Genomic DNA, 16,096 nt, shown 5'->3' with positions numbered 1-16,096 from the left:
TGGCGCTTGCCCGCTCAACATCGATTGCCATCATGCCGAAATCTCCACCCATCGCATTGACCATCGCCGGTTCCGATCCTTCCGGCGGCGCGGGTCTGCAAGCTGACCTGAAAACATTCCACAACCAAGGCGTCTACGGTTGCAGTGTGGTGACATTGCTCACCGCGCAAAACACACAAGGTGTGCAGGGGATTCATCCGATCCCGCCAAGCTTTGTGTTGTCCCAATGGCGAAGTGTTACCAGCGACCTAAAGGTCTCTGCGATCAAAACAGGAGCCTTGGGCACCGCTGAGATGATCGATCTCATTGCTGATTGCCTGTCCGATGTGACTTGCCCAATCGTCATCGACCCCGTGATGATCAGCAAACACGGGCACGCCATCATTGATGACGATGCGGTCTCTCAATTGACCAAACGACTGCTTCCTTTGGCGACGTTGGTCACTCCGAATTCATTGGAAGCGGAACGGTTACTGGACTGTCGAATTCGAAATGAAGACGAGCTGATCCGAGCCTCTCAAACGCTTCAATCGCTGACCCGCGGTGCTGTTCTGGTCAAAGCACATCTCGCGAACGAATCCGTGGACTGCTTGGCCACGGCGGATCAAGTCGAGCTGTTCCGATCGCCGCGATTGCAAACCGATCGAACTCATGGAAGCGGGTGCGTGCTATCGGCTGCCATCACCGCGAACTTGTCGCTGGGGCGATCGTTGCTGGATGCCATCGTGCACGCGCGGCAGTTCGTTCATCAAGCGATCCAAACAGCACCCGTCATCGGTGCCGGAATCAATCCGCTGGAACTTCGCGGCAATGGAGACTCGCGAAGCTCCGTGGTGGACGATTAAAAATCAGCTCTAAAACGCGGGCTGGCCCACTCCTGGCTGTCCCATTCCAGGCTGCATTGGACGTTCCCCCTTCATCATGAGGTAGGTGGTTGCGGCCAACACACCAATGAACGGCCCTGTGAAGAGCAATCCAATCCCGAGAGCCAGAAGGCCGGCCAGAGAGATGACCATCGCCGCAACCGCCAACACGATGGACGTCAACCAATTCAGCTTGCCAACGGCGAACGCGCGCGAAAACGACTCAATGGCACCACACTGACGGTCGACGACAAAGTAGTAATAGGGCCACATCAACAGCAAGAAAATCAGTCCGGGGATGATCAGAAGCAAGAAGCCAAACACCAATCCGATCCCGAACAGAATGCTGGCTCCAAGCACGGGCAAGAAAACATCCCCGCCGCCAAACAGCATGCCAATGCTTGTCGGTTGGAAGCGAGCCGCAGCGAGACAGATTCTCGCCATTCCGATTCCGACAAAGATGTTGACCAAGTTGCTCAACAAACTGATCAGACCAGAAACCAAAAACAGTTCGGTTTGATTATTTTGCTCCGCCACCGCATTGATGATTCCGCCGACAAAACTGAAGGCGAACGAAAGCCCAAACACGATCACAGTCGCACCGACCAAAATCCAAACGTTGGGTTTGAAAGCTTGCCAAGAATGCGAGAACACCTCGCCGAAATCAGCCGCCGTCGGCTGATAGCCCCCTGAAGCGACTGCGGGAGCTGTGCCCCCTGAAACCGGCGATGCGTACGGATTAGACGAAGGAGCCGCCGCCGGATCATTGAAATCCGACTTGAAAGCACCAAATGGGTCTTCCCCGCTCGCCGGTGCCGGCGTGATGGGTGTTGAAGCCGCGGGGATCGGCTGAACGCTTTGACAAGTTGGACAACGAGCGGACTTTCCCGCCGACTCATCACTGACTCGCAACACCGCGTTGCACGAAGAACAATTGAATTGAATCGCCATGGGTCGCTCTTGCTTCTCGGAACAGATGGGGGATTCCACGCAGTTTAGCGGCCCGAACCATCGCCGTGGGACGCCACCCACCGCAAACTTTTCGCATGCCCCCAGACGATCAGATGCTGTTCTCTCCAAGCCAACATCTCGAACCAGCCAACATCTTTAATCAGCCACCATTGATCCAACGCAGTAACGACAACTAGCGTTTTGCCGTCCAAGCTTGGTTGCCGTACTTCTGCGAGGCGATTTGATCAGCGGCCTCCTTTTCGGATCGATCCAGTTCGCCTGGCTTCCATTCCAGTTGCAAGACACTGGAAAGTCGTTCAGCCAAGCCACTGATCAGGCGAGACATCGACAACGTTCGACCGGACAACTCCTGCAATCCAGGCAACACATTGGCGTGCGGCGTCACGCTCCATAGCAAACTGCCGTGCTGCAACAACGCACCCTTGGTCCGACGCTGCGCACTTCCCAGGACCTTGTAGCCGCTGACGATTAGATCTTCATCCGTCCGGCGTTGAAAACACAAAAACGGTTCGCTCGGTCTTCGCTTGGATTCCGCTGGCGTGTCATCGATCGACCGCGACACCTGATTCCGGCCCAATGTCCGATAGGGTTTGGCCACCACTCCCATCACATGCAGCTCCTCTGCGATGGCCGTGTGCACCGCGCGGTACGTCGCTTCGCGAGCTCCCGTGTCAGCGGTGTTTTCCGGCAAGGTCAGCGACAAGGTCAGTTCTTGGTGATGCAAGATCGCACCACCTCCGGTCGATCGACGAACGAGATCCACGTTGCCCGACTCGCCAAGCGTGACTTGGTTCGTCGCCGCCCAGGCTTCCGCTTCGCTCAAGGACTGAAAGTAACCAAGTGACAGCGTCGGACGACTCCAGCCATAGTAACGAAGCGTCGGCGGTGCCCCCGCAGCCACACTCTGCAGCAACGCCTCGTCCGTCGCCATGTTTTCTGCGGCACCATGATGCTGCCACTCAATCAACCGCCCGACTCGCAAACGCCCAGCGTTGGATTCGCCGCCCATCAACCCGCCTTCGCTCACGAAGCGGACTCACCCGCCGCATCCGACCACTTCAGAATTGGACGGCGTGCTGCCGTGACATCGTCAGGACGGCTGATGCGAGTCGAGTGGGGAGCTTCGTGGATCAACTCTTCGCCTTCTTCCGTGATTCGGAACAGAGCCTCGACAAAGGCATCCAACGTTTGTTTGCTCTCGGTCTCCGTCGGTTCCACCATGACGGCTTCATCGACGACCAACGGGAAATACACCGTCGGTGCATGGAAACCGTAATCAAGAATTCGCTTGGCGATGTCCATCGCCGACAGTTTCTTCTCTTTCTTCAACCGAGTTGCCGATGCCACAAACTCGTGCATGCAGCGATCACCATGCGGCACATCCAGGAAGTGCTTCACTTTGCTGAGCAAATAGTTCGCACCCAACACCGCGTCTTCGCTGACGTGGCGAAGTCCGTCACCGCCATAGGTCCGCAGATAGATATAAGCACGAACCAAAACACCGACGTTGCCGAAGAAGCTTCGAACACGACCGATGGAGTCCTCCGATGGCCGGGTCAGATGATACGTGTACCGATCTTCGTCGCCGCTCGCGCTATCGTTCTCAGTACGCGTAACGATTGGACCGGGCAGGTACTTGGTCAGAAAATCGCGAACGCAAATGGGTCCCGCGCCAGGACCGCCACCGCCATGAGGTCCTGAGAAAGTCTTGTGCGGGTTGTAGTGCATCAAATCCGCACCGAAGTCACCGGGTCGGGTGATGCCCAAAATCGCATTCATGTTCGCGCCATCCAGATAGATCAACGCTCCGGCTTCGTGGACCAAACGATTGATCTCTGCGATCTGACGATCAAACAATCCCAACGTGTTTGGGTTGGTCAACATGAAAACAGCGGTCTTGTCATCCAGCTTCGCTTTCAAGTCTTCGAGATCGACCAAACCATCAGAGTTGCTCTTCACCGTCTTGGTCTTGAAACCGGCCATTTGAGCGCTAGCTGGGTTGGTTCCGTGAGCCGAGTCAGCCGTCAAAACCACGTTTCGATCGCTACCTTGCTCGCGGAAATAAGCCGCCGCGACGAACAACGCGGTCAACTCGCCATGTGCTCCCGCCGCTGGTTGCATCGAAACACCGGGCAAACCGCTGATCTCCGCGAACATGCCTTGCAGTTCATACAACAGCTGCAGCAAACCCTGCAGCCCGGACTCGTCCTGCATTGGATGCACATTCAAGAACCCGGGCAACGACGCGATGCGTTCGTTGCGTTTCGGGTTGTACTTCATCGTGCACGAACCCAATGGATAAAAGTGCGTGTCGACGCTCATGTTCAACGTCGACAATCCGACGAAGTGACGGATCACATCACCTTCTGCCAATTCGGGCAAAGGCGGTGCGGACTCGGCCAAGTCAGATGAGTCGAACAGGTCACTGGCATCCACGGCCGGCACGTCCAAATCACCGAGCCGATGAGCCCGACGACCTTCGCGGCTGAGTTCAAACAGAAGTTGAGTTGCTTGTTGGTTTCGCATGATCGCGTACTGAATAGAAAGAGCGTCGTTGAATCAAACCGTGGCCATCGCGGGAGCTTCGCAGAGGACTTTGCCCCAACGATCGATTTCCGCACGAGAACGTTTTTCAGTCACCGCGACGAGGAAACAATTCTCGTAGCGCGATGGCAATGCAATCGATGCTTGGGAAGCTTCGCTGCCACCGGGACACATCGGATTCAAATCGATTCCGGCGAGGACTCCATGAGCCCGAGCATGGGCGAGCAAACCGGCAACATCCGCTGCTTGATCGCGAACCACGAATTCTTTCAACGAAGGTCCGTCGCCGACGATTTCGAATCGATCCGATTGAGCCAAGACTTCTTTCGCGTAAGCCGTCTTGGCGATGCAGTGGTCCGCCGTTTCTTGCAGTCCCTTCGGCCCCATCAACGACAGATGAACCGTTGCCCGCAAAGCCAACAAGGTTTGATTGCTGCAGATATTGCTGGTCGCTTTCTCGCGACGAATGTGCTGCTCGCGAGTTTGCAATGTCAGCACCCAGCAACGTTTTCCACGTCGGTCGGTGGTTTGTCCCGCAATGCGGCCGGGCAGACGTCGAACCAATTCTTCGCGACATGCCATGATGCCCAGGTATGGCCCGCCATAGGCAAGCGGATTGCCCAGGCTTTGCCCTTCGGCGATCGCAATGTCGACACCCATATCACCGGGACGTTTCAAACGTCCGAGACTGACAGGATCAAAGACCTGAATGGTCAGTGCGCCGGCCTGCTTTGCCGCCGCAGCGATCTCCGCGACCGATTCCAGTTCGCCGACGAAGTTTGGATGCTGGATCAGCACGCAAGCCGTTTGGTCATCCACCGCATCCATGATTGGCTTGGAATGGCCGTTTTCATCCGAAGGCACAACCACCAACTCGGCGTCGATGTTCTCCAAGTAAGCGACCAAAATGTCGCGATACTGCGGGTGAACCAAATCGGACGTGATGACCTTCTTGCGACCTTTTTGCATGGCCAGTGACATCAACACCGCTTCCGTGGCGGCCGAACCACCGTCGTACAAGCTGGCGTTGCTGACTCCCAAACCGGTCAACTGCGTGACCAAGGTTTCGTACTCAAACATCACCTGAAGATTGCCTTGGCTCACCTCGGCTTGGTACGGTGTGTACGACGTGTAGTACTCACCCCGCGAAGCGATTTCATCAACCGCGGCGGGAATGAAGTGGTCGTAGGCACCGCCGCCAAGAAAGCACACGTGCGAATCCGCGGAAGCGTTGCGAGTCGCCAACCGCGTCATCTCGGCGGTGAGCGTCAATTCATCGCAAGCCGGCGGCAGGTCCAGGGCTCGTTTCAAACGAACTTCTTCAGGGACCTGAGCGTTGATGATTTCATCGATGCTTTCCGCACCGATGGACTTCAACATTTCCCGGCGATCATCTTCGGTGTGAAAGAGATAACTCATTCGTTCAACCTGCTTCGGAACACTGTTTTTGATAAGCGGCATAGTCCATCAGCGATTCAGGCAAATCGGCTGACAATTTCACTTTCAGAATCCATCCAAAGTCGAACGCGTCTTCGTTCAAGTTGTCCAGGTTGTCGGGAAGATCCGAATGCACCTCGACCACTTCGCCCGCGACGGGACTGTACAACGGACTGACCGCTTTCACGGATTCGACTTCACCGAACTCTTCGCCGATTTCCAATTGGCGACCGACTTCGGGCAAGTCCATGTAGACCAGGTCATTGAGTTGCTCGACGGCAAACGCGGAGATACCAATCGTTGCGATCTTGTCGCCGCCATCTTCTTGAACATCAACCCACTCATGGGTCTCGGCATAACGCAGGGTCGAAGGGTCTCGTGCCATCGGGGCTCCTCACGAACAAATAACAGGTATAAAAACGGGTGGATGTCTGGATCAAAAACGAGTTGCGTCGGACCAATCGCCGACACACGGCACCGGCTCTGCCGATCGTTACTTCGCGACAGCAGGTCGTTTGTAGAACGGCAATTTGGTGGGCAACGCTTCCACGGTCTTGCCGCGAATGTCGATTTGAAATGTCACGTCTTCGGCGTGTTTTGCATCGACGATGGCCATTGCAATCGGCACGCCCAACGTCGGCGAGGGACCACCACTGGTGACCTGACCAATGGTTTCGCCATCGGCGTTCAAAACGGGGCAACCTTCGCGTGCGGGACGTTTTCCCTGTGGCAACAATCCAATGCGACGTCGCGTGGGGCCCTGCTCGGCAATCATTCGCAACGCTTCTTCACCAATGAAGTGGCGATCTTTTAAATTGCATCCGAATTTCAAACCGGCCGTGATGGGGTCAATGGTTTCATCCAACTCGTGACCGTAGAGCGGCATGCCGGCTTCCATACGAAGCGTGTCACGGGCTCCCAAACCTGCGGGCACAAAGCCGACTTCACGACCGGCGAGCAAAACGTTTTCCCAAATGCGTGGGGCTTCTTCGGCGCGGACGATCAACTCCAAACCGTCTTCGCCGGTGTAACCTGTTCGGCTGACAATGACCGGCTTGGAAAACTGGTCCGTGACCAACGCCGAGTAGTTCTTCAGTCGCGAAGGATCGATGGTGAACAATCGTTTGCAGATCTCCACCGCTTTGGGACCTTGGATGGCGATCATCGCCGTCAACTCCGTCCGGTCCGACATCGTCACCGTGGGGAAGTCCGCCAAGTGCGGCTCAAACCACTTCAAAATCTTTTCGCGGTTCGACGCGTTGACGACCAGCAGATGAAATCGTCGCTCTGACGGAGTTTGCAGGAACGATACCAGCACATCGTCCAGGATTCCGCCGTCGGCATTGCAAACCATGCCGTAACGAACTTGGCCAGGAGCCATGTCGGTCACACGGCGTGTCAAAACATGATCGAGAAATTCGGCCGCGTGGTCGCCATCAAACCGCAAACGTCCCATGTGCGACACATCGAACAGGGCCGCTTTCGTGCGACAAGCTTGGTGTTCCGCGACGATGCCTTCGTATTGAATCGGCATCGAGTAGCCGGCAAAGGGAACCATCTTGGCTCCCGCTTGGCGATGCCAGGCATCCAACGGTGTTTGCAGACAGTCCGCCGGGGCGGAGGGAGTTCCCACAGGATCGTTGGTGGATGAAGTTGTCATGATGCACGCTCGACAACGCAGGCAAAAACGAACCTCATCGGGAGGGATCCTCTTTCAACCGAAACATGTTCGGCGAACGGGGCACGCCGGCGGCTAAACAGCGCGCTGGCGGCCTATCGGTACCCTGGACAAGGACGAAACACTCGGATGAAAAAGATCAATGTTGGTGCCGAGTGTAAACGACAATAGCCGGACCTGGCACCCGCCCAATCCGGCTTCGTTGATTTTTTGTGAATCGATCACAAACTCATTCGAGGGGAATTCACTCTGCTGGCTGTTCAACCGCCGCAAAGTCACCCGCGACGGCCATCACCAGCCCATCGAGATCCACATATTTTCTTAGAGCCGCATTCACGGATTCCACCGTGGCAGCCTGGATCTGGGCTTCGTATTGCGAGACGAACTCCAACGTGCGATCGTTCATGACGCTTTTGACCAACATGCTGGCCAACTTGGAATCCCCCGTTCGACCAATGCGTTCGGCTTGCAGATAAGCACCTTTTGCCTGCTCGAGTTCCTCCGTGGTCACGCCCTCGTCCAACACGCGATTGACCTCTTCGCGAATGACGCGAATTAGTTTGTCTTTGTTGGCGGGGTTCGTGATTGCATACAGGGTGAAGCTCACCTTTTCGTCTTCAGCAAAGTTGGCGGCAGTCACTCCGCTACGGACGCCGTAGGACAAACCTTCTTGCTGACGCACACGATTGGCCAAACGACTGCTTAGCGATCCGCCGCCGAGAATGAAATTGCCCAGCACCAGCGAAGCATATTCCGCGTTGGAATCGGCCAACTCGTATTGCTGGCCGCTGTACAACAGAGCGTTGGACTTGTCGGGAGTTTCGATCGTGACCAACGCACCTGGAATTTCAGGGTGGGCTGGCGAGACGATGCGTTCAAACGGTTGCTTCGCTTCCCAACCATCAAGGATGGCGCGGAATTGATCGAGCGTGGAATCCACTTCAAAGTTCCCAACGACCGCGAGTTGGCCCGCTTGGTTGCCCAAGTAGTTCGCATGCAATTCGCGAATTTGTTCGAGCGTGGTTTCCTCGTACATCGCGATCTCTTCTTCGATCGTCATGACATAACGCACATCGTCTTTGTCGTAGGGCGACAACATGCGCTGCACACGTCGTGGGGCGAGCGCGTTGGGCTCCGTTTTGCTGCCTTCCAAACTGGTGATCACCTGACGACGCATCACCTCCAATTCAGAAGCTTCGAATCGCGGTGACTTGAAGATTTTGCCCAGCAACTCAATCACCTCGGGCAAGAACTCTTCTTTTGTTTGCACCTGGACCTGCAACACACCCTTCACGGTGTAGATCTGCACCTCCGCACGCAAACGCGTCCATTCGTCTTGCAGTTGTTGGTAATCCAGATCTTCGGTGCCGCGAGCCATCATGAGCCCGAGCAACTCCACCGCGCCAAGCTTGTCCTTGATCGAATCAGGCGAACCGAAACGCAACGCCATCAACACCGAGACCGATCCACCGCGAGTCTTCTTGGGCAGCACGGCGTAATCGATTCCGCCAACCAAGTTGCCTCGTTGAACACGCTCTTCAATGGCGATTGGGTCCGGATCAAACCGTTCCCCGGCGGCCACCGCTTCGCGACCTTTGTAGTCTTTCAGCAAGGCGGTCAGGTCGGGAGATTCAGGAACGCTGATACGTTCGGATTCTTCCGACGGAATGAACAAACCAACGGTGCGGTTGTTGCGTTGCAAGTAACGATCCGCAACGGACTGAACTTGCTCGACCGTCAAGGCTTCCACCGCGTCGCGATACAAGAAGTACAAACGCCAATCACCTTGAGCCGCCCAATCGCTGAGTGCCACGGCGATTTTGTCCGTGTTGGCGGACTCTAACTCGCGAGCTTTCAACATCTGCTGTTTGGCCCGCTCGACCTCTTGTTCCGTGATTGGGTTTTGCTCCCAATCGTTTTCCATCAGTTCGATCAATTTGGCACGAGCCTGCTCAATCGATTGATCGTCAGGAACATTGGCCATGGTCATCATCAGTCCCGGCTCGCGGAATCCAGATGCCATTGTGAAGACGCCACTGGCGATTTCCGTTTCGACCATGCCTTTATAAAGTCGGCCGCTGGGTTCGTCTCCCAGGATGTTTGCCAAAGCTTTCACCGCCGCGAAATCGGGGTGACTGCCGGCGGGGATATGGTAGGCCGCACCGACCACTTGCACTTCACCAACACGCCGCAGGACGACCGTTCGCTCACCGTCTTTGGGTGGCTCGACGGTGTAGGTTTCATCAATCGGAGTCTCGGGCACCGGCAGACTTCCAAACGCTTTGTTCGCCGACGCCAAGGCATGATCGACTTCGAAGTTACCCGCGATGATCACCATCACGTTGTCGGGGCGGTAATACTTGCGATAAAACTGGCGCAGCTTGACGACTGGCACCCGTTCGATGTCGCTGCGGTTACCGATGGTCGATTTTCCGTAGTTGTGCCAATCAAACGCGGCGGATTCGATGCGTTGCATCAAGACTCGCATCGGTGAGTTCTCACCGCGTTCGAACTCATTGCGAACGACCGTCATTTCGCTTTCCAGGTCTTCGCCTTTGACGTTGCTGTTGAGCAAGCGATCGGCCTCGAGGTTCAGTGCGAACTCGAGATTGTCTTCGCTGGCGGGCAACGTTTCGTAGTAGTTCGTGCGGTCCATCCAAGTCGTGCCGTTGAACCTCGCACCACGATCTTGCAGCACCTTGGGCACTTCTGGATGCGTCGGCGTTCCTTTGAACAACATGTGCTCCAACAAGTGAGCCATGCCGGCCTCGCCGTAACCTTCATGCCGCGACCCGACGAACACCGTCATGTTGACCGTGACGACTTCTTTGCTTTCGTCGGGGAACAGCAGGACCTTCACGCCGTTGGGCAGCACGTATTCGCTGATCCCTTCGACTTCATGGAGTTTAAGAGGCACGGACGAATCCTTTTTTGCCGTGTCGTCGGCAGAACAGAGGTTGAGATGGAAACCGAGTGTCACGAGCAAAGCGCCCAGCCAACAACTGAGAACCTTGTTTTCAAAGCGGGCGGGTTCCACCGCCATTTCTCGTTGTGTTTGCATTGCGAAATTCATCCGATCGTGTCATTGGAGGTTGGGTGAGCACAGGGACGACCGAATTGTAACGGTGAGTCGATCACCGTGTCCCCCCGGGGTCGCGACGAAGAACGGTAAACGACACACTGATGGATGCTTCTCCCTCCGCCAAAACGATCTCATGAACGATTCGAATTCCGATTCGCGCGAAGACGCTCCCGAACGAGCCCTCTACCCCAACGAATTGGCCCCCACGAGCGGTAACCGCGAAGCTGACCCCAATTTGCCATGGCTCGCGGCGTTGGATCTCAACGAAGTCGATCCGGGTCTGGCCGAACGACTGACTTCCGCCCCAGAATCAGAAACATTCGCCAAGGAAGTCTTGGTCGGCAACCGGATCCTCGCGGTGATCTTCGAGGGCGGGCACTGGTACGCGATGGATGGGATCTGCGCTCACCAAGGCGGCCCCATCGCGGAAGGCCACGTCGCCGATGGTTGCGTGACGTGTCCGTGGCATGGTTGGCAGTACGAACTGGCGACCGGCAAACAAACCATCAACCAACAACCGCTGCAGTCGGTTTTTCCCATTCGACAAAACGGAAACGTGGTCGAAGTTCAAATGACGGAGTAGAAGTGTTCTCGCTTTGCCAAAGCTAAATCCGTCGCTCGGTGGTCCCCCACTGAGATCACAATCACTCACGGCGGAGGACCGCCGTGCTACGGTCCCACGCGTAGGTCATGGCCGCGCCTGACAATCAACGCAACAACCTGTCGCTCGGTGGTCCCCCACCGAGAATGCAATCACTCACGGCGGGGGACCGCCGTGCTACAGTACCGCGCGTAGGTCATGGTCCCACCTGACAATCAACGCAACAACCTGTCGCTCGGTGGTCCCCCACCGAGATCACAAACTCTCACGGCGGGGGACCGCCGTGCTACGGTTGCTGCGACGGCTTTGAACTCACAAACCGGCGACGGTTCGGTCGATTCGGGTGGTGACCTTTTCTTGACCAAGAATCGCGAGCGTGTCAAACATGCTGAAACCGCTGGCAACACCCGTCGTCGCGACACGCAATGCGTGAATGATCTGACCGATCTTGATGCCTTCCGCTTCGCAGAAGGACTTCACCGTCGTCTCGACCGAAGCCGCGTCAAAGGCATCGGCCGACTTCAAGCTTTCGTTTAGCTTTGCCAACAACTCTTTGGCACCATCAGCTTTCACCAAACGCTTTTCGTACGCCTTCTCATCCACGGCATAGTCGTCGACGAAGCAGTAATCAAAGTCGATGATGTCACCCGCCATCTTCAAACGATCGCCAGCCGCCTCGACCACGGCCGTCAACAGTTCACCGGAATCATCACCCGACACAAACCCCGCCGCCGCGGCAAACGGTTGAACCAGTTCGGTTCGTTTGTCAGCCGGCAGAGCCGCGAAAGCGTCGCCTTGGAACGATTGCAACTTGGCCGGATCAAACGAAGCCGGAGCCTTGTTGACTCGTGCCAAAGTGAACTTTTCGATCATCTCCTCGATCGTGAACTTCTCCGTCTCTCCGTCCAACGACCACCCGAGCAACAGCAGGTAGTTCAGCAACGCATCGGGCAAGAAACCGATCTCGCGATAGAAATCGACCAAGACGGGATTAAATGTGTCCGCTTCGGTTTGAATGCCACAACGATTCGCGATTTGTTCGCCTCGTTCCAACAACAATGCAAAGTCACGGTTCTTCTTGTACTTATCAAGTTTGCGTTTGCTGAGCTTGGCTGATCCACCGGGCTCGGCGACGTAGGGCAAGTGAGCGTAGGTTGGCAACTCGTAGCCGAGCGACTGAGCGATGAAGACTTGGCGAGCCGTGTTGGGCAAGTGTTCCGCCGCGCGTACAACGTGAGTGATCTTCAACTCATGGTCATCAACGACGCTGGCCAAGTGATACAGCGGGCTGCCGTCGGCACGCGCGATCACATGGTCTTGCTCGGACGCCCATTCCACGACGACTTCGCCGCGGATCAAATCTTGGATCACACACTGACCTTCGCGAGGCATTTTCAAACGCACCACGCCCTGGCGACCTTCCGCTTCGAACTTGGCGGCCGCCGCGTCGTCTTCCGCCATCCAGCGACGGTCATAGACAAATGCCTCGCCGGCCTTTTGGGCTTCCTCACGAAGCGTTTGCAGTTCCTCCGGCTTGGCGAAATCTCGATAAGCATGCCCGTCCGCGAGCAACTTCTCCGCCGCCGCGCGATACAAGTCGCCTCGTTCGGATTGGAAATACGGTCCGTGGGGTCCGCCAACATCAGGGCCTTCGTCCCAGTCCATGCCCAGCCAACGGAAACCGTCCAAGATGGGTTTGAGCGCCGCCTCGACATTCCGTCCCGCGTCGGTGTCGTCGATTCGCAGAATGAATTGGCCGCCGGATTGTTTGGCCAACAACCAATTGAATAAAGCGGTGCGGACGCCTCCGATGTGCAAGTATCCGGTCGGGCTGGGGGCAAATCGCGTGCGAATCATGGCTGTTGCGTGGGGATGGAGATACTTGTGGGGCGAGGGAACGCTTCCGCATTCGGAAACGCTTGGTTCTACAAACGCTTGCCCGCAATGCTAGCCCTCAACGACGAAAAGCCCGACGGGCCTGCGTGCAGACCGGTCGAGCTAGTCGTGGGGGTGGGTCGTGGATCCAACGCGCGTGTGTCGGACGACAACCACCCAGGCCTCCGCCCCTACGGAAGATGGTGAGAACCGTTTGCGTCCGGCCCGTGGTTGGGACTCAGACGCGGTTCATGATCGGGTGATTCAGCGAGGAAGTGGTTTCCGTCGCACGGGTTGAGGTGCGTACTCCGCAGGCTCGGCCGTCGATGGCGACACCGAGACGCGAGCCGGTGCCGAGTAGGCGGCGGGCTGGACATGTCGGGAAGTGCCCCACGAAGCTCCGCTGTTGGGCGAGGCGTTCGCGGGAGCCGACAGTGGCTGAGCCGATTCAATCGACGGTGCCGGGGTGGGCACGGTCACGGGTGGTGACAATCGTTCCATCGACTGCGGTGCTTGCAACAACTCTTGCGTGCTGTTGCCCATCTCCGTCAACGGCTGGTCTTCAATCCGGATCGCGTCTCGAGTCACACCCATGTCGGCTGGCCAGATTCCACCGTTGGCGTCGCCAAAGATCACTTGTCCGTTGCTGTCCAATTCGGTCGGTGGCAAGGTCTGACCGTGGGTGGTCGTTCCGCTGCCGATGATTTCCGAAGCCGCATCCGCATTGCGAACCGGTCCTTGGCGAACCACACCGGGGCGAGTCACACCGTACTGCAACTTCTTACCCGCACTTCGTTCGCGAGCACGTTCCAGTGCGTCCCAGTAGGCCTTCTTGTTCCAGGGTCCTTCTCGCAAGGTGATGCCGCTGTTAGCCAGCAACGTTCCTTTTAAGTAGTCGACGTAGCTCAGCGATTTGCTGTACTCGGCCAGTGCACGGTAGTAGCTGATCTCGGCTTGAGCCTTGCGTTGTTGACTTTGCAGGACCACGTTGATGTCTCGCGTCCCGGCATCGTATTCGGCCAAACGAGTTTCCACTTCGGTCTCGAACGCTTGCCACTGCTGGGCATTGGTGTGCGTCAGCTGGTAGTGCGAACGAGCTTTGCGAACCGCGTCGGATAGGTTGCTCACGAGCAATCGTTCGTCTTCTTGCAACTTCGATCGCTCACGAACGATTCGCAGTTTGGTATTTCGAATTCGAGCCAACTCTTTGCGTGCACCAAACGCTGGTGGTGTCACTTCCAATCGAACCGCACCTTCTTGGAAATCGCCGCCGGTCAGACCGGCCAACGCCGAGCTGCCAGGAGTCGGGAAGTCTCCCGTGCCACCGTCCGGAGGTCCGAGCGTGTCGCCGACACCGACCCAGCGGTACAAGAGCGACAGGTTCACCTCGGGAAGGATTTGATTCTTGACGGAAATGAGTTCCAATTCTTGCTGTTTGATTCGAGTCTTGGTTTGACGCAGTTCGGGCGACAGATAAAGCATCTGTGCAACCGACTCGTGCCAATCGAATTCCACTCGTGCCAAGGTTGGTTCGTCGATCGGACGAATCAAACGTCCGTCCGTTGCCGCCAATCCCATCAGCTGACGCAAACGGTTCTCAGCTCCGTAGACGCCAAAGCGATCCGGCCCTGGCAAGTTCGATCCGGCCAAAGCGGCTTCGAGTTGTGCTTGAAACTGAAAGTACTGTCCTTTGGCTTGCGACAGCTCTTGCAGCGTTCCGGTACCATTTTCCAGTGCCAGTTGTGCGACCTGTTGCGTCGCCATCGCACTGTTGCGAGCGACCACCGCGGTGGCCACGGCTCGATAGTTGACGTACAGATCCCAGTAAGCGTTCTCGACATCACGAACCAAGTTGCGAACTTGGATTTCATATTCAGCGATCGACACGTCTTCATTCAGGCTGGCCAAGACAACCGGGATTCGGTTGACCAAGGTGCCTCGGTTTCGCATCAAAGGTTGTTGGAACTGAGCTTCCATCGTGACGGTGTAGTCGCTGGAAACCACTCGCGAGGCGGAGTTGGCTGCCAACGGTGCCGTCGGAAGGTTGTTGTGGCCGTAGATCAATTGGTGACGCAAGGTGGCGACACCACCGGTTGCCAATCGCTTGCTGATCGCGGCTTGAGCGGTCACGTCGTCCGATTGGAACAGCGACGTCGAAACGGCACTGTTGCCCGAGTTACGTGGGCGGTCGGTGTTGCTGTAGCTGATGAACCCGCTGGCCTGAGCATCGAACTCCGCCAACGCGTCTTCCACGCCGCCGACTTGGTTGGCTCGCAAAACGCCACGGGGCAGGGTGCGGTTGCCGTTGCTGTCGACGGTCAATGGAACCGATTGAGTGGTCGATTGCTGAATGGCAACGTCCCAAATGCTTCCGAATTGATCCGCGGTTCCGCTGATGAATTGATCCGAAACGTTTTGGCGAGCTTCAGCAATGCCGCTGGTGGTCACATAGAACTTCGCATTTTGCAATGCGATGTTGGTGGCTTCTTCCAGGGTCAGATCCCAAAACTGATAGTCATGGTTTCCGATGGAAAGCGGCGGCAGGGACTCGGTGGTCTCAGGCAGACTCTCCACGTCCACATCCGGATATTCAATCTGGGTGGCAGTATTGAGGTAGTAGTTCAGGTCCGGCGACTCGTTCAAGAAGAACGGTTGAGTCGGTGCACATCCACAGGCCATCAGGAGGGTGATTCCCAATTGCAGCTGTGCGGTCAAACGGATCAACGAGCGTTTCATGCCCTGGACTTCCCTGGCGCGGTGCCGCCGCAGAACACACCCCACGAGTGCCGCACGTGCGGCATGGTGTGTCCCCGGTCGGGCCGAGTATGGAAAGCCCCCCTACAAAGGTCTCGCTCAACATCGTTCCACCGAATGAAACGAGACCTTCATCCGCAAGTAGGTATCGGCGGCGGAGTTGGTAAACTTTGACGGCAATTCGGAAATTTCTGAAGTTTTGCCAAAGCGAGTTTCACACGGCCCCGCCTGACAAACACACAACAACCTGTCGCTCGGTGGTCCCCCACCGAGATCACAAATACTCACGG

The 16,096-nt window shown here is 56.6% G+C and carries 11 protein-coding genes; 2 read left to right on the top strand and 9 right to left on the bottom strand.

What is annotated here, in order from left to right; all coding sequences use genetic code 11:
- Nucleotides 1-32: 32 nt before the first annotated feature.
- Nucleotides 33-845 carry a bifunctional hydroxymethylpyrimidine kinase/phosphomethylpyrimidine kinase gene (gene thiD / locus LOC70_RS16660; RefSeq protein ID WP_230255122.1) on the top strand — a complete coding sequence of 271 codons (813 nt, stop codon included), beginning with the start codon at nucleotides 33-35 and terminating at the stop codon, nucleotides 843-845.
- Between the two features lie 9 nt (nucleotides 846-854).
- On the opposite strand, the gene LOC70_RS16655 is transcribed toward thiD, so the two are convergent.
- The 7 genes from LOC70_RS16655 to LOC70_RS16625 all read right to left on the bottom strand — a co-directional run bounded on the left by LOC70_RS16655 (nucleotide 855) and on the right by LOC70_RS16625 (nucleotide 10,555).
- Entirely contained in the window at nucleotides 855-1,814 is a 960-nt protein-coding gene (locus LOC70_RS16655; RefSeq protein ID WP_230255121.1) for a hypothetical protein, read from the bottom strand.
- Nucleotides 1,815-2,007: 193 nt separating this feature from the next.
- Nucleotides 2,008-2,862: a lipoate--protein ligase family protein gene (locus LOC70_RS16650; RefSeq protein WP_230255120.1), complete on the bottom strand. Its 855-nt coding sequence runs from the start codon at nucleotides 2,860-2,862 to the stop codon at nucleotides 2,008-2,010.
- Nucleotides 2,859-4,361, bottom strand: a complete 1,503-nt coding sequence (gene gcvPB, locus LOC70_RS16645) for an aminomethyl-transferring glycine dehydrogenase subunit GcvPB (RefSeq protein ID WP_230255119.1) — start codon at nucleotides 4,359-4,361, stop codon at nucleotides 2,859-2,861. Before gcvPB ends, LOC70_RS16650 begins: the two co-directional genes overlap by 4 nt.
- Nucleotides 4,362-4,394: 33 nt before the next feature.
- Entirely contained in the window at nucleotides 4,395-5,798 is a 1,404-nt protein-coding gene (gcvPA, locus tag LOC70_RS16640) for an aminomethyl-transferring glycine dehydrogenase subunit GcvPA (RefSeq protein WP_230255118.1), read from the bottom strand.
- Between the two features lie 4 nt (nucleotides 5,799-5,802).
- On the bottom strand, nucleotides 5,803-6,201 hold the full coding sequence (gcvH, locus tag LOC70_RS16635) for a glycine cleavage system protein GcvH (RefSeq protein ID WP_230255117.1): 399 nt from the start codon (nucleotides 6,199-6,201) through the stop codon (nucleotides 5,803-5,805).
- A gap of 108 nt (nucleotides 6,202-6,309) precedes the next feature.
- Nucleotides 6,310-7,476 carry a glycine cleavage system aminomethyltransferase GcvT gene (gcvT, locus tag LOC70_RS16630; protein WP_230255116.1) on the bottom strand — a complete coding sequence of 389 codons (1,167 nt, stop codon included), beginning with the start codon at nucleotides 7,474-7,476 and terminating at the stop codon, nucleotides 6,310-6,312.
- Between the two features lie 262 nt (nucleotides 7,477-7,738).
- Nucleotides 7,739-10,555: a M16 family metallopeptidase gene (locus LOC70_RS16625; protein ID WP_230255115.1), complete on the bottom strand. Its 2,817-nt coding sequence runs from the start codon at nucleotides 10,553-10,555 to the stop codon at nucleotides 7,739-7,741.
- 154 nt (nucleotides 10,556-10,709) lie between these two features.
- On the opposite strand from LOC70_RS16625, the gene LOC70_RS16620 reads away from it, so the two are divergent.
- Nucleotides 10,710-11,159 (top strand): Rieske (2Fe-2S) protein, encoded by a 450-nt coding sequence (locus LOC70_RS16620; RefSeq protein WP_230255114.1) that lies wholly within the window; start codon nucleotides 10,710-10,712, stop codon nucleotides 11,157-11,159.
- Between the two features lie 330 nt (nucleotides 11,160-11,489).
- On the opposite strand, the gene gltX is transcribed toward LOC70_RS16620, so the two are convergent.
- Nucleotides 11,490-13,034, bottom strand: a complete 1,545-nt coding sequence (gene gltX / locus LOC70_RS16615) for a glutamate--tRNA ligase (RefSeq protein WP_230255113.1) — start codon at nucleotides 13,032-13,034, stop codon at nucleotides 11,490-11,492.
- A gap of 282 nt (nucleotides 13,035-13,316) precedes the next feature.
- Complete coding sequence (locus LOC70_RS16610) at nucleotides 13,317-15,788, bottom strand: TolC family protein (RefSeq protein ID WP_230255112.1); 2,472 nt, start codon at nucleotides 15,786-15,788, stop codon at nucleotides 13,317-13,319.
- Between the last annotated feature and the right edge of the window lie 308 nt (nucleotides 15,789-16,096).

Origin of the sequence: Rhodopirellula halodulae (assembly GCF_020966775.1) — a bacterium.
In the GTDB taxonomy this organism is placed as follows: Bacteria; Planctomycetota; Planctomycetia; order Pirellulales; family Pirellulaceae; genus Rhodopirellula; species Rhodopirellula halodulae.
This window is presented reverse-complemented; position numbering and strand designations above follow the sequence as displayed.